The sequence below is a fragment of the Caulobacter endophyticus genome, from assembly GCF_003116815.1.
Lineage (GTDB): Bacteria > Pseudomonadota > Alphaproteobacteria > Caulobacterales > Caulobacteraceae > Caulobacter > Caulobacter endophyticus.
This window is the reverse complement of the sequence record NZ_QDKQ01000077.1, coordinates 191884-207647: the sequence shown is the minus strand read 5'-3', so window position 1 is coordinate 207647 and position 15764 is coordinate 191884. Positions and strand designations below refer to the sequence as shown.

Here is a 15764-nt window from a genome sequence, read left to right as displayed (position 1 = left end):
CGGAGGCGGCGGAGCCAGGTAGCGACTGATGATTGCGTTGGTCAGGTCGCGATCGGCCTCCTGGTCGCCGAGGCTCTCGCCGTAGGACCGTAGTCTCACTGAGGAGCATTCCTGATTTCCGCGCTCGTCGGCGCGGCTAGCCTTCCAGGGTCGGGTCCGTATCGAGCGAGAGTGCGTATGTTCGCCGACGCCCCCACAGGCCTTCTGGCCCAAGGAGAACGAAGGGAAGGCAAATCGCTGGTGGTCGCGCTCAGCATCCTGAATTTGTCGCTGATCGCCCTGGCCTGGCTCCTGCTGCTTCTCCCCATTTCGCTTCTGGCTCTGGGCGTCAGAACGAAGCGTGCCTGGCGATCGGGCGCCCGCGCGATGTTCAGTTCAGGCGCGCCTTGAGCAGCGGCCTCAGCAGGTAGCTCAAGACGGTGCGCCGGCCTGACTGGACGTCGACCTCGGCGACCATGCCGGGCCGCAGTGGAAGCTGCTGGCCATTGCGGGAGAGGTAGCTGCGCTCGGTGCGGACCAGCACGTTGTAATAGGCCGTCTTTCCCCGGGGCGTATCCTCCTCGATCGTGTCCTCGCTGATCTGCTCGACGCTGGCCTTCAGGTCGCCATAGACCGTGTAGTCATAGGCGGTGATCTTCACCCGGGCCGGCATGCCTGGTCGAATGAAGGCCACGTCGCGGGGCAGGAAGCGGGCCTCGACCAGCAGCTGATCGTCGATCGGAGTCAGCTCCATGATCGGCTCGCCCGGCTGCACGACGCCGCCGCGCGTATTGACCCGCACGTCATTGACCCGCGCCTTCATCGGCGCCGACAGGCGGGTGCGCATCAGCTGGTCCTGCCGCTGATTGAAGATCTGGGTCTGGGCTGCCAGCTCGGCCTTCTTTGTGGCAAGCTCGGCATAGGCCTCCTGCATGTAGGTGTTGCGCACCTCGGTCTGCCGGCCCTTCAGCTGGGCCACCTCCTTGCCCAGGCGCAGAGCCTCTACCTCGCTGACCACGCCCTTGGCCGCCAGCGGTTGGACCAAGGCCAACTGCCGCTGGGCGTAGGCCGTCTCGTCGCGCAGGGCCTGCAAGGTGGCGTTGAGATTCTGGCGCCGCGCGGCGAACAGGGCCCGCTCCGAGGCGATCACCGGATCATCGGTCGGAATCTGGGACGGAAAGCGGATCGCGCCCTCCCCCAGCACCTCGGCCTCAAGCCGGGCGATGGTCGCCGTCAGGGCCAGCACCTGGGCGGAGGTTTCCATGGTCGAGGCCGCGAAGCGCTTGTCGTCAAGCTGGGCCAGCGGCTGGCCCGCCTGGACGATGTCGCCCTCCTTGACCAGCAACTCGCGCAGGATCCCGCCCTCCAGGCTCTGGATCACCTGCAGGCGGCTGCTGGGCACGATCTTGCCCTCCCCGCGCGAGACCTCGTCGACCTTGGCCAGCGACGCCCAGGCCAGGAACACGGCGATCACCCCGACACAGGCCCACAGAACGGGTCGCGCGGCGGGATGGGCCGAACCGTCGCGGCCGTTGGCCAGGTCCCGGCGCAGCCGCCGCTCCGTCATCCTCGTCCCGTCAGCCATGCCCCTGCCCCCCGACATTGGCGCCCGCCACGACGTTGGTGTTGGGCCCGTCGCCCACCAGCCTGCCGTCCGACAGCGCGACCACGCGCTGCGCCAGATCGAGAACCGCGCGGCGATGAGTGGCCACCACCAAGGTGCGCCCCGCCGTCCATCGACGCAGAAAGTCGACCACGCGCCGCTCGTTGGCCTGGTCGTAGGCCGCCGTCGGCTCGTCCATCAACACCACGCGCGGGTCCTGCAGCAGAAGCCGCGCCAGGGCGATCGCCTGACGCTGTCCGCCCGAAACGCTGTGCGGGCCGAATATCTGCAGATCCAGACCACGGGGATGGGATCGCACGAAGGCGCCCAGCCCCGCAGCGTCCAGCGCCTGTAGCAGCTCGTCGTCGGCGCGGTGCTCGCCGTCCAAGGTCAGGTTGTCGCGCAGCGTGCCGTGGAACAGCGCCGCGTCCTGCGGCAGATAGCCGATGGCGCGTCGGCGATCCGCCGGCTCGATCTGCGACAGGCCAACATCGTCCAGCAGGATGCGGCCGGCCGACGGGTCGCCGAACCCAGACAGCACGCGCAGCAGGGTCGACTTGCCCGCGCCGTTGCCGCCGATCAGCGCCACCTGCTCGCCCGCGGCGATGGTCAGGGACGGCACGACCAGGATCGGCGACGCGTCGGGCGCGTGCCTCACCTCCAGTCCCTCGACCCGATAGGCGCCCCGCACCTCGGGCTTGCGCGTGAAATGGCGATCGGCCGGCCGCTCGACCGGCGCGCCCATCAGCTGGTCCAGCCCCTCCAGCGCCACCTTGATGTGCTGCCAGCGCGCCAGGACGCCGCCGAACTGCGCGGTCGGCGAAATGGCGCGGGACACCAGCAGCGAGCAGGCCACCAGCGCCCCCATCGTCATGTGGCCGGCGGCGATCTGGAAGACGCCGATCACCACCGCCCCGACATAGGCCAACTGCTGCACCGCGGCCGAGGCGTAGCCGAGCGTAGCCGAGATCGAGCGGCTCTGCGTGCCCGTATCGGCCAGCTGGGCCGACAGCATGTTCCAGAGGCGCAGGTTGCGTCCCTCGGCGCGTGCGGCCTTGACCGCTTCCAGGTTGTCGACCGTCTCCAGCAGCAGGCCATGCTTGACCGCGCCCTCGCGCAGGTTGGCGCGCGACAATGCCCCAAGCTTGCGCTGCAGAAGGAATGCCGGGGCCAGCATCAGCAGCACCGCGGCGGCCGGGGCGAGGGCGACCGGGCCGCCCAGCACGGCGATCACACCCAGGAACGCCAGGATGAATGGCGCATCGCTGATCGCCGCCACGGTGGACGAGGTGAAGAACTCGCGGACGGTCTCGAACTCGCGCACTTGGCTGGTGAACGCCCCTGTCGAGCCGGGCTTGGCCGACAGCCGGATGGACATCACCCGCTCGAACAACAGCGCCGACAGGCGCAGATCCAGCGCCTTGCCGGTGACGTCCAGCAGGTGGGCGCGAAGCAGCCGCAGAAAGAGTTCGGCGACGATCGCCAGGGTCACGCCGCCCGCCAGCACCCACAGGGTCGGGAAGTTCGATGTGGGCACGACCCGATCGTAGACCTGCATGGCGAACAGCGACGACCCGATGGCCAGCAGATTGGCGAAGGTCGCCGCCACCCCGACCTCGACGAAGGCGGGCCAGGCCTCGCCCACCACCGCGTGCAGCCAGTGCCGCTTCTGGTCGCGCGCATAACCCCCCGCCCGCTCGTCGCCCTGATAGACCGGACGTGCGAAGACAGTCGTTCCCTCGTGCAGCTCGCGCAGCGTCTCCCGCGAGACCTCCTCCTGCCCGCCGCCGGTCTCGGGCACGAGCAGGACCGCCGCATCCTCGTCCAGGCACGCGAGGACGCGGGTCTCACCGGTCCGCAATACGATCAGGGCCGGCAGCAGGGAGACGGGGGTTTCGTCGATCGACAGCCGGACCACGCGGGCGGAGAGCCCGGCCCGGCGCATGGCCGCCCTCACCTCGCCCAGCGGCAGCCGTCCGCGCTCCAGCGGCAGCCCGTCGCCCAGTTGGGCCACCGAGGCGGGCCGTCCCAGCGTGGCGGCCAGCAGGCTTAAACCTTCTCTCAGGGGATCGTGCGGCTGGGCCGCGATGCGCAAGGTGGTCGCGACGGTCATGGCGCGGCCTGGCTGGTGTCGCCGGCGGTCGGGGCCAGGGCGTCGGCCAGCAGCCCAAGCTGGGCCGCCGCGCGATATCGCAGGCGGAAACGTTCGATGGTCAGCTGGGTGATCTGGCGTTCGGCGCTCACGTGCTCCCCCTCCATCACCACGAGGTCCTGGATCTCCCGACGTCCGACGAGGAACTGCTCGCGATAGACGCCGCGAACCGCGTCGGACTGCTGGGATTGTTCAGTGAAAGCCTCGATGCGGCCGACGAGAGCCATGTCCAGCGCCCTCAGCGAGCCCACGACGCGGCGCAGATCACGCGCCACCGCTTCGGCCCCAGCTTCGGCGGACCGGCGCCGCTGCTCCTCCAGCCGGGGACGCTCGAAACCGGCCAGTCCCTGCTGGACGCCCAGACGCAGGCGCAGCGCAACCGCCCGATCCTCGATCAGCCGGCCGCCGATCTCGCGTCGATCCACCGAGCCCTCCAGCGCCACGCGCGGCCATCGCCCCGCCTTGGCCTGGCGGACATCGGCGTCGGCGGCGCGCACCGCCAGGGCGGCCCGCTGGTACAGGGGTGAGTTCATAATCGCCGCCTCCAGCCGCGGCCCGTCTTCCAGCGGGTCTAGAAAGGCGGGCAGCGGCGGCAGTTGGACGCCGTCGGGCGCGGCGTCGACGAGCAGCCGGTACTGATCCATCGCATCGGCCAGTTCGCCTCTTAGCCTGGCCCGTTCGGCCTCGGCGCCGGCCACCGCCAGCCTGACGCGCGCGCGCTCGGCTTGATCGGCATAGCGGCCTTCCACCCGAGCGCGCGCCATTTCGGCCAGTTCCCCCAGGCGCTTGACGTGCGCGTCCAGCGCCACCAGCTCCACCCGCCGCTCGGCGATATCGAGATAGACCTCGACCACCTCCAGCGCGGCGTTGTCACGGACCACGGCGAGGTTGGCCCTTTTCTGGTCCAGCAACGCCCGCTTGCCTGCGACCGAACTCCTGACCTGCCCGAAATCGTAGAGCGTCTGCGACAGGGTCACGTCATAGCCCACCCCGCCGCCTGCCGGCCCTGTGGAGGCGGTCAGGGACGGCAGATAGCCGCTTCGGGCGATCGAGACCTCGCTTCTGGCTTGGGCGACCTCCGCATCGGCCGCCTGCACCTCCGGCTGGCGAGCCAGAGCCAGCCGGACCGATTCCGCGATCGAGATCGCCCAGGCCGCGCCGGGGCTCATGAGGCCAAGTACCGCCGCGCAGGCCCCCAGGCGCCGAGCACCCGGCCAGCCGACAAGGCTCACAGGGGCGACACGGCGAGATGCTCCTCCGGAATGTAGCCAGGCGGATGTGGGCCGTAAGACGTATGGGCTTCCACCCCGCCGAAATCGCCAGAGGTGGTGGGCGGCGCGGCCAGGGCGTCGTCCTCGCCGAAATCGATGACCAGCGCAGAGCGATCCTCGACGAACCTGTCCAGTAGCGCCGGAGTGATACCAGGGGCGCCGGTCGTATCGGTGTCGATCAGCGCGTCGGGCAGAGACACCAGCTCGCCCTCGCCCCATTGCGCCCCGCCGACGGCCACCTGATCATCGGCCGAAAACGCCGTCAGGCTCACTGGGTCGGGTCCGTCCAGGCTGTTGAGCAAGTTGACGTTGAGCACGCTTCCCAGCGCCGCCGAGCTCGAAAGACCCTGGGCGTCATGGGCCGTGATGGTCATGGCGTTCAGCAGGTTCACGCTGAGCAGGCTGCTGCTGAGAAGCCCGCCGGACGTGTCGGTCAGATGGACCGTCTCCAGGAAGCGGTTGATCTCGACATTGTCGAGCACGCCGCCGTCCAGCGCGGTGATCGAGATCCGCGCGGCGGGCGCGACGATGCCCAACAGGCCCGAAGAATGGGTGACCTGGACCTGGAGACCGTAGCTCGCTGCCAGCGTGGCGTCGAAGCCGAACATCAGCGGCGAAAGGTTCACCGCCACCAGCGGCGCGTACTCGACCTCCACCCGGCTGAGGTTGCCGTTGGCGTCGGCCGCCAGCAGGTCCTGGTTGTTAAGGTTCAGGCCCAGCGCGCCAAGGCCGAGCAGGCCCAAGACGTTCTGCGCCTGAAGTTCGACGACCGGCGCGACGTTGCCGGCCAGCGGCGGCGTAGGCTGCACGCCCGAACCGTTGACCGACAGGCTGGTCGAAGCCGTATCGCCGTCGCCGTCGACCACCGAGCCGCCAATGACCAGGATGGGCGACGCCGTGCTTCCGTCCACCGTCGAGCTGTCGACCACCAGCTTTCCGCGCGCCAGCAGGTCCGCCAGGATCGCCTGGTCGGACGAGAAGCCCGTCGTCAGGTCGACGTTCTGGAGCAGGATCGTCTGGTTGGCCGTTCCCGACGTCGCCGACCCAAACCCGCCGACGAAGCCACCCGAGGTGCTGATCTGGATCAGCGTGCCGCCGGCCGTCTGCTGGAAGTGGATATAGTTGGCGAGATTGCCGGGATTGACGCCGATCCTTCCCTCGCCCTGCAATAGGGACGAAAGATCGAGCACGTCGCCGCCAAGCGTCAGGCTGGCGGTGCTGAAGTCGCGGATGACGTCGGCCGCCACGCCCGACACGCCCTGGTCTCCGGCCTCCCAGCGGAAGACGTCCTGGCCCACGCCGCCGGTCAGGGTGTCGTTGCCGCTACCGCCGATCAGCACATCGTTGCCGGCGCCGCCATTCAGCGTGTCGTTGCCCGCCCCGCCCCGCAGCAGGTCGTTGCCGAGGCCGGCGTTGAGGGTGTCATCGCCTCCATAGCCGTATATGCGGTTGTCCAGAGCCGTGCCGGTTCCCGCGTCGCTGGCCGTGATCGTGTCGGCGCCGGCCGTGCCGTTCAGGATCTGGCTGGGCGGGCTGGACCCCAGAAGCCCGGCTAGGACGCCCAGGTCGGCGAGCGTGCTTTCGGAGTCGACGGTCACCCGCCCACCGAGGTCGCGAGCCTGGATGCTCAGCGTTTGAGCGACGTTCAGGTCGAGCAGGCCCGAAAGGCCGCCGCTGATGGTGATCGAGCCCAGGAACTCGTTGAGCTTCATGTTGTCGACCGCCCCGCCGGTCGTCGACCGGATGGTCAGTTGCGAGGATCCGGGCAGCAGGAAGGTGTTGGCCTGGGTGACCGTCAGGCCAAGTTCCGCCGCCAGCGCGGCCGAGTAGCTGAAGGTCTTCAGGCCAAGCCCGACAGCGGCCGAGTAGCGAACCACAACCTCGGAGATGTCGCTGTTGACGTCGGAGGCGGTGAAGAACTGCTGCTCGTCGAGCTGGATCAACCCCAGCACGTCGGCGTCGATCAGGCCGAGCAGCCCCTGCCCGCCGCCCAGCGCCACCGTCGGAGAGGCTTGCGTCGCGACCCGCGACCCGACGCCCGTGACGTCGATGCGGTAGTCGCCGGTGGCGAAATCGACAGTGACGGTCTCGCCGCGCACGGTGGTGGCTGTGAGCTGACCGCCGGCCACGCCATAGGAGACGATGGTGCTGCCCGAACCGCTGACGGCGAGCGTGCCGCTGGCGGCGTTATAGGTGAAGATGCGGCCATCGATCGTCACCGACGTCAGTTGCTCGCCGTCCGCCGAGGGGGTCTCGACCAGGCTGCCGACGATCACCGAGGGCTGGGTCGGCGCCAGCACCACCGGCGCGGCCAGGACGGGCGCGCCGTCGGTCACTGACACCAGCAGCGTTCCGGCGGACGAGCCGTCGCCGTCGGTGACCGTGACGCCGATCGGCAGTTGAAGGGCGTCGGCGCCCGCGGCGGGATGGTCCAGCGCGTCGAGCAGGGTGACGCTGTAGGCGCCTGCCGCGTCGACCGCGACCCGGACCACCTCGCGTCCGCCGGCCGAGCCGACCAGCGCGCCGCCGCCATCGATCGCCCAGGTGATAGCCTGGCCATGCGAGGTGAAGGTTCCGACGGGCGCCTGCAGCGCCACGCTCACCGTGCCCGTCGCCCCGACTATGGCCAAGGTTCCGGTCGAGGCGACGCCCAGAGCGGCCTCGGCCAAGCTGGCCGAGGCGTTGCCGAGGCCGATCGGCACGGCGTCGACCACGAAGGCCAGCCCCGTCGATGGCGCGGAGGCGTTGCCCGAGGCGTCGAGGATCACGGCCGAGGCGGTATAGGCGCCGTCGACCAGGGCCGAGCCGACCGGCAAGGTCACCGAGCCCGCCGTGATGTCGGCCGCGCCGAGCGTGACGCTGAAGGTCAGGGGCGCGCCGGAACCCGCCAGGGTCAGAACGACGGTGTCGCCGGCGATCGCGGATGGCGTCAGGCTCACGGTGGCCGAGACGCCGCCGGCCAGTTCGCTGGGAGCTATCAGGCCGTCGACGGCGGCGGCGATGGTCAGGCCCGGAGCCTCGCTCCCGGCCGGTCCGCCAGGACCGGCGATGTCGGCGGCGAAGGCGCGAACGCCGGTGATCACGCCGACATTGCCGGCCGCGTCGCTGGCCTGGACCGCCGCCAGCACCTGGCCGCCGGCGACGAAGGCAGAGCCCGGCACGTCGACGGAGAAGGCGCCGTCGGCCGCCACCGTCGTGTTGACCGTCGTCGCCCCCACGGTGACGGCGACCGTGTCGCCGGTCCGGAACTCGCCGGTGACGATACCGGTCACGGTCACCGTAGCCTGGGATTCGACCAGGTTGACGGTGTCGTCGCCGGCGATCGGTCCGATGGTCACGCTGGTCGTCGCACTGCTTGGCGGCGTCAGGTCGATGGGCGGCACCGTAGTCGCCGTCGAGGCGTTGCCCGCCGGATCGAAGGCGACGACCTGGCCGGTGAAGCCCGGCGGCACCCCGCCGGCGAAGGCCGAAGCCGGAATGATCCAGGTCCCGTCGGCCGCCACCAACGCGGCGATCGGCTGGCCCGAAGCGCCCACGACCGGCAGGCCGAGCGGGTTCTGCAACTGAACAGTTGCGCCGATCTCTCCCGTCCCGGCCAGGCCAAGGGCCCCAGCCGAGGTCACGGCCGGTGGCGTGGGCGGCGCTGCATCCACGTCAAAGCCCTGCTGGACTGTAACGGTAGCCGTATTGCCGGCCGTATCCGTGCTGGTGACCGCCACCGACAGCCCTTGCGAGGCCGCCAGGTCGGCGCCGGCGAACGTCGCCGCCCATCCCCCGCCGGCGTCCAGCGTGGTGGTCTGCTGCTGACCGTTGGCCAGGGTCACCACGACGGTGTCGCCGGCCAGGAACTCGCCGGTGACCGAGCCTGTCACCGCGACCGCGGCCAGGCCGGATTCGGCCAGATTGACGATGTTGTCGGCGGTGACCGGATCGACCGTGACGGCCAGGCTGAGCACGCCGTCGACAGTGGGCAATGGCGTGACCGCGACGTTCCCCGCCTCGTCGACCGCCTGCAGCGAACCGGAAAGGCCGTTCAGATTGCCCGAGATGTCCTCCGCCGCGATGGTCCAGACGCCCGCGCCGTCCGCGACCGCCGATCCCAAGGGCTGGCCGCCCGGGCCGCGCAGCGTGATGAGCGCCCCCGCCTCGGCCGAACCCGAAATGCCAGCGCCGTTGGCCGAGGTGATGATCGGGGCCGGCGTGGCGAGATCGACCGTATAGGTCTGGACGTCGCTGATCGTCACCGTATTGCCGACGCTGTCCTCGACCGACGCCGAGACCGTCACGCTGGTCGCGCCCGCCAGCTGGCCGCCCGGGAAGGTGACCGACCAGGATCCGTTCGCCGCCAGCGTCGTGGTCGTGAACTGCCCCGTCGAAAGTTCCACCCGCACGACGTCGCCAGGCGTGAACTCGCCGATGGCCACGCCGCTGATCGACACGGCCGCCAAGGCCGCCTCGGCCCCGTTCAGCACGTTGTCGGCGGTGACCGGATCGACCGACAGGGTCAGGCTGACGCTGCCGTCGACCGGGCCGACATTGGTCGCGGCGACATTGCCGGCCACGTCGGTAGCGCGCACCTGGCCGGTGAAGCCATCGAGGCCGCCGGGCACGCGGGTGGCAGGAATGCTCCAGGTCCCGTCCGCCGCCACCACCACCGTGATCGGCACGCTGGAACCGTCGACGACCACCGCGCCGCCCACATCGAGCAGAGCTATGGTGGCGCGACCTCGCCTTGACCCGACAACACCGCGCCGTTGGCCGCCAGGATCACAGGCGCCGGCGTGTCGCCATCCACCGGGCCGACCGCACCCAAGGCCGTGTTGCCTGCGGTGTCCGTGGCCCGGACAGAGCCGGTGAATCCGTCGATGCCGCCCGGCAGGGCCGACGCCGGAATGGTCCAGACGCCGCCACCGTCGGCGAGGGCCGTGACCGGTGCGCCGCCCGCGTCCAGCACCGGGGCGCCGTTTGCGCCCAGCAGCGCGATGGTCGCCCCTGCCTCGGCGAGACCCGAAAGCCCGCCTTCATTGGCCTGAACGACCACGGGCGTCAGGGTGGTCCCGTCGATCGGACCAACGGAGGTCGCCGCCGTGTTGCCGGCCGGGTCGGCCGCCGCGACGCTGCCGGTGAAGCCGTCCAGGCCGCCCGGCGCCGACGCCCCCGGAATGGTCCAAGTTCCATCGGGAGCCGCGACGGTGGTCGCCACGGTGTGATTGCCGCTGTCCAGCAGGATTATGACCGAACCAGCCGTCGCCGTGCCGCTGATCCCCGCGCCATTGGCCGAGGTGACAACCGGCGCGCTCGGCGGCGTGACGTCCACGGCGTAGCCCTGCGTGTCCGACACCACGGCCGCATTGCCGGCGGCGTCAGTGGTCGAGACCGTCGCCGTCGCGCTGGTCGCCGCAGCCAGGGCCGAACCGGCGAAGCTCGCCGACCAACGTCCGTCCGCGCCCAGCACGCCCGTCGCCGTCACGCCGGTGGACAGGGTGACGGTAACCGTCGCGCCCACGGTGAAGTCGCCGAACACCGCACCGCTGACGGTCACGGTCGCAGCGCCGGCTTCGGCGACGTTGACGGTGTTGTCGGCGGTGATGGGATCCACGTTGATCGACAACGTCACCGAGCCGTCGACAGGTCCGACCGTGGCGCTGGCCGTATTGCCGGCTGTGTCGGTCGCTGTGACCGTGCCCTGGAAGCCGTCGAGACCGCCGGGCACGGCGCTGGCGGGAATGTCCCAGACGCCGTTGCCGCCGGTAACGGCGGTGGCGATCGTCGCGCCCCCGGCGTCGCGCAGCACCACGGTCGCGCCGGGCTCGGCCGTGCCCTCGACGCCGAGGCCGTTGGCCCCGGTGACCACCGGCGCGGCGGTTGCGCCGTCGACGGGACCCACGCCGGCGCTGGCGACATTGCCTGCGCCGTCGGTGGCCCGCACCGTACCCTGGAAGCCGTCCAGCCCTCCGGAAACCGCGCTCGCGGGAATGGCCCAGGCGCCGCCCGGCCCCGCCGTCACGGTGGCCGCCACCGCGCCGCCAATGTTCAGCAGGACGACTGTGGCTCCGGCCTCGGCCGTGCCGGTGATCGCCGCGCCATTGGCGGTGACGATGACCGGCGTCGGGGTCGAGCCGTCGATCGGACCAACGCTCGCCGTCGCCGTGTTGCCGGCCGGGTCGACCGACTGCACCGAGCCGCCGAAGCCGTCGAGACCGCCAGGCACGACGCTGGCGGGGAAGGAGAACGCGCCGTCGAAGGCCGCGACGGTCGAGGCGACGACGCCCCCCGTCTCGTCCAGCAGGACGACCGGCGCGCCAGCCTCCGCGAACCCGGAAATCCCCGTCCCGTTGGCCCGGACAATGACGGGCTGCTGGCCTTCGAGATCCACGGCGTAGGTGTGCGCCGCCGTGACCGTGGCGCTGTTGCCGCCGGCGTCGACGACCGTGATGCTGACCCCCACGGAGGTCCCGGCCGCCAGGGCCGAGCCCGGTGCGGCAACGCTGAACGAGCCGTCCGCCGCCAGCGTCGCGCCCAGGGTCGCCCCGCCTGGGAGGGTCACCGTGACCGCCTGGCCGGCCGTGAACTCGCCGATTGCGCGTCCGCTGATCGTCACTGAGCCTTGCGCCTCGGTCCCATTGACCATGTCGTCGGTCGTGACCGCGTCGATCGTCAGCGAGACCAGGACCTGGCCGTCGATCGGGCCGACCGCGGCGGCGGCGGCGTTTCCAGCCGCATCCACGGCCGTGACCGAACCTGTGAAGCCGTCCAGCCCGCCGGACACGGCGCTGGCCGGGAAGCTGAAGCTGCCGTCTGAGCCGGCCGTGACGGTCGCTACCGAAGCCCCGGAGGAATCGCGCAGCGTCACCTGGGCGCCCGGCTCGGCCGTGCCGCTGACGCCGCCGCCGTTCGCCGCCAGGATGACCGGCGCAGCGGTCGCGCCGTCGACCGGCCCCACGGAAGCGGTCGCGGCGTTTCCGGCGGTATCGGTCGCCTTCACCGAGCCGGTGAACCCGTTCAGACCGCCCGGGACCGCGTTCGCCGGAACCGTCCAGGTCCCGGTCGGACCCGCAGTCGTCGTCGCCACCTGCCGGCCGCTGGCGTCGAACAGGACCACGGCCGCCCCCGCCTCGGCCGTGCCGTTGATCTGGGCGCCGTTAGCTTCGGTCACGGTCGGGACTGAGGTGGCGCCGTCGATCGGGCCGACGGAAATCTGCGTCGGATTGCCGGGCGGGTCGGTCACCACCACCGCCCCCGTAAAGCCGTCGAGGCCGCCGGGCACCTGACCGGCCGCCAGCGACCAGCGTCCGTCGGGCGTGGTTCTGACGCTGGTGATCGGCGATCCGCCTGCGTCGAGCAAGGTGATGGTCGCGCCCGGCTCGGCCGTGCCGGCGATGCCCGCGCCATTGACGCTGGTGATCAGGGGAGCCGGCGGCGGCGTGGTGTCGAGGCTGTAGGCATGGACGCTCGACACGGTGACGGTATTGCCCGCCTGATCGATGACGACCGCGCTCGCCGTCACACTCGTCGCACCTGCCAATTGCGTGCCGGCGAAGGTGGTGGACCATGTCCCGTCCGCGCCCAGGATCGCCGTAGCGGTGGCGCCGTTCGACAAGGTGAGGGTCACCGTCGCGCCGGCGGTGAAATCGCCGAACGCCGCGCCCGAAACGGTCACCGCCGCCAAAGCCGCCTCGGCGATGTTGACGATGTTGTCGGCGGTGACCGGATCGATGCTGAGCGACACGGTGATCGTGCCGTCGATCGGTCCGACATTGGTCGAAGCGGAGTTTCCGGCCGCGTCGGTCGCCCGCACCGCACCGTCGAAGCCATCCAGCCCGCCGGACACCTGCGAAGCGGCAATGGTCCAGGCCCCCGTGGGGCCCGCCGTGACCGTGGCGATCGGATTGCCGGCGTCATCCAGCAGGGTGACCGTGGCGCCCGGCTCGGTCGTGCCGGTTATGCCCGCGCCGTTCGCGCCCGTGATGGTCGGCCGCAGGATCGAGCCGTCGATCGGACCGATGGCGGACGAGGCCGTGTTGCCGGCGACGTCGGCGGCCCGGACCGAGCCCTGGAAGCCGTCAAGCCCCCCCGCCACGGCAGAGCCGGCGATCGACCAGCTTCCGTTCGATCCGGCCTGGACGCTGGCGACCGCATTTCCGCTCGCGTCCAGGAGGGTGATCGTCGCCCCGGCCTCGGCCGTGCCGGTGATCGCGGCCCCGTTGGCCGTAAGGATCGTCGGCGCGGCGGTAGCGCTGTCGACGACGAAGGTCACCGTCTGGGACGACGGCGAGGCCTCGCCGTCGTCCTGCCACACCGTCGCCGTCGCTGCGTAGGTTCCGTCCGACATCGCCGGCAAGGTGAATTGCACCACGCCGACCGCCGCCGTGCTGGCGCTGACCCGCGTGGTCCACGACTGGGCGCCGACCGTGAGGGTGACGTTATCGCCGTCCTGGACGCCGGGCGCCAGCAGCACCCGAACCTGGATCCCGTCGGCGACTTCGGCGCTGCTGACGCCGTTGGCGGCTTCGGCGACCACCACGGCCGGCGCCAGAAGGGGCGCGGGAGGCGTGAGATCGGGGGCCACGACGGCGACCGGCGGCGATGGGTTTCCCGCGGGGTCGGCCTGGACCACGCTCAGGCTCTCGCCATCCACCTGGGCCGGCGAGATCGACACCGTGAAGGCGCCGCCCGCTGCGACGGTTCCGCTGCCGAGCACGGCGCCGCCCGGGCCAGTCACGGTGACGGTGGCCCCAGGCTCGCCGACACCGGAGACGCTGGCTCCGTCCCCGCCGACGACGACGCCTGAGACGGCCGCCGGCGACGTGCTGTCCGGAGCGACAGCCGACACCGGACCCGAGGCGTTGCCCGCGCCGTCGGTCTGGATCACGGTCACCGCCTGGCCGTTGACCAGGGGCGATTGCAGGACGACTTCGAACGCGCCCGAGCCTCCGACGGCGCCTGTCCCAAGCAGGGTTCCGTCGGCGCCGCGAACAGTCACCGTCGCGCCGGGCTCGCCCTGACCGCTCACACTAAGGCCGTTATCGGCGACATCGACCCCGGTCGGCGCCGCTGGGATCGTGGTGTCGGGCGCGCTGGCCGTGGCCGCGCCCGAAGCGTTGCCCGCCGCGTCGGTCTGGACGACGCTGACGACGCCGCCGTTCAGCTGCGGCGGCTGCAAGGTGATCGAGAACGATCCGTTCGATCCGACCGTCCCCGTTCCCAGGATCGTTCCGGCCGCGTCGCGCACAGTCACGGTCGCGCCGGGCTCGCCCTGCCCGCTCACGCTGCCGCCGTCGTCGGCGACGTCGACCCCGGTCGGCGCCGCTGGGATCGTGGTGTCGGGCGCGCTGGCCGTGGCCGCGCCCGAAGCGTTGCCCGCCGCGTCGGTCTGGATGACGCTGACGACGCCCCCGTTAAGCTGCGGCGGCTGCAGGGTGATCGAGAACGATCCGTTCGATCCGACCGTCCCCGTTCCCAGGATCGTTCCGGCCGCGTCGCGCACAGTCACGGTCGCGCCAGGTTCGCCCTGCCCGCTCACGCTGCCGCCGTCGTCGGCCACATCGACCGTGCTTGGCGAGGCTGGCGGCGTGACATCGGGCGCATTCGTCGTGGCCGCGCCGGAGACGTTGCCGGCGGCGTCGGTGAGGGTGACGCTCAACGCGCCGCCATTGGCCTGCGGCGGCTGCAGCGTAATCGAGAACGCGCCGTCCGCACCCACGGTCCCCGTCCCGACGACAGCGCCAGCGCCATTGCGGACGCTGACGCTCGCGCCGGCTTCGCCGCGTCCGGTCAGCACCGTGCCTCGAGCGTCAACGACCAGAGTGGTGGCGACTGGCGGCGCGGTCGTGTCGGGCGCCGGCGCCTGCGGCCCCTCAGAGGATCCGCCACCGCCGCCTCCAGCCGCGGCGGCCAGCCCGCCGACCGCAGCGACGCCCGCCAGTATCGCGCCCACGCCTAGGCCGCCCGCCCCGCCGGCCGCCGCCCCGCCCGCGATCGCCGCGCCGCCGGCCTGCGTCAGGCTGACGAATGGCGACAGCTCGCTCAGAGGCGTCGCCACCAGCGCCGCGGCGCTCTCGGACGCCACGGCGGTGGTGTCCACCGCGACCAGCCTGTTGTCCTTGCCCTCCAGGAACAGCCGTCGCGGCGCATCGCCGGAGAAGAAGCCCTGAAGGCGCACGGCCGCCTGGTCGGGTCCCACCAGCACGAGGTCGGCGCCGTCGCGAAAGACGCCGGCGACATCGGCCGCATCCAGGTCGAGATAGACCTGCTGCGAGTTTCGGACGTCGATCACGCCGTTGACGTCAAGTGTCGGCGCCTGCCGGGGTGGCAGACCGCCCTTCGTCAGCTTGGCCTCCACCGAGAGGGTTTCACGAACAGCGACGTCCTGCATTCGGCCTGCTCCTGAACACTATTTTCACGGCAGCCATGACGCCGCCCGCAACCTTGTTTGCGTTCAGAATTGAAGAGGCTTGATCGACCCGTCTTCGGTAGTGTTCCTCAGGGAAGATCCGGATGGAGCCGCGACGTCCCGAGATGCGTTCCCTACCGAAGCGCCTCGTCGCAGGATCCGGCCGCCGAACCGGCTCGGAAGGCAAGACAGGCGTTTTTATGCGTGTGAATGATCATTTATCATTTGCCACGCAAGGGCGATCATCCAGTATCTACTCGTTCAAGAGTTGATCGACTGTGCGACGTCGGCTGCAAAGCCACGCCACATCGGCCGGCATGGGGTTAGTGAATGCAGGCGCCGCCAGAGCCAAAATCATTCTGGTCG

General features: G+C 70.9%; 6 protein-coding genes. 1 reads left to right on the top strand and 5 read right to left on the bottom strand.

The window, feature by feature from the left end; translation table 11 throughout:
• Positions 1-177: 177 nt before the first annotated feature.
• Positions 178-390: a hypothetical protein gene (locus DDF67_RS24465; RefSeq protein ID WP_109455336.1), complete on the top strand. Its 213-nt coding sequence runs from the start codon at positions 178-180 to the stop codon at positions 388-390.
• On the opposite strand, the gene DDF67_RS24460 is transcribed toward DDF67_RS24465, so the two are convergent.
• Genes DDF67_RS24460 through DDF67_RS24440 form a run of 5 tightly spaced genes read right to left on the bottom strand, consistent with a single transcriptional unit; the run spans position 371 to position 15380 of the window.
• The gene (locus DDF67_RS24460) at positions 371-1564 is read right to left on the bottom strand and encodes an HlyD family efflux transporter periplasmic adaptor subunit (protein WP_199229331.1); all 1194 of its coding nucleotides are present in this window, start codon (positions 1562-1564) and stop codon (positions 371-373) included. The two genes, DDF67_RS24465 and DDF67_RS24460, sit on opposite strands and share 20 nt — an antisense overlap.
• Entirely contained in the window at positions 1557-3695 is a 2139-nt protein-coding gene (locus tag DDF67_RS24455; RefSeq protein ID WP_109455334.1) for a type I secretion system permease/ATPase, read from the bottom strand. The genes DDF67_RS24460 and DDF67_RS24455 overlap by 8 nt, the downstream gene beginning before the upstream one ends.
• Positions 3692-4903, bottom strand: coding sequence for a TolC family protein (locus DDF67_RS24450; RefSeq protein WP_158278113.1), 1212 nt, complete (start codon positions 4901-4903; stop codon positions 3692-3694). Before DDF67_RS24450 ends, DDF67_RS24455 begins: the two co-directional genes overlap by 4 nt.
• Before the next feature lie 59 nt (positions 4904-4962).
• On the bottom strand, positions 4963-9693 hold the full coding sequence (locus tag DDF67_RS24445; protein WP_146198088.1) for a beta strand repeat-containing protein: 4731 nt from the start codon (positions 9691-9693) through the stop codon (positions 4963-4965).
• Positions 9694-9716: 23 nt separating this feature from the next.
• Positions 9717-15380 (bottom strand): Ig-like domain-containing protein, encoded by a 5664-nt coding sequence (locus DDF67_RS24440; protein ID WP_109455331.1) that lies wholly within the window; start codon positions 15378-15380, stop codon positions 9717-9719.
• Positions 15381-15764: the final 384 nt, after the last annotated feature.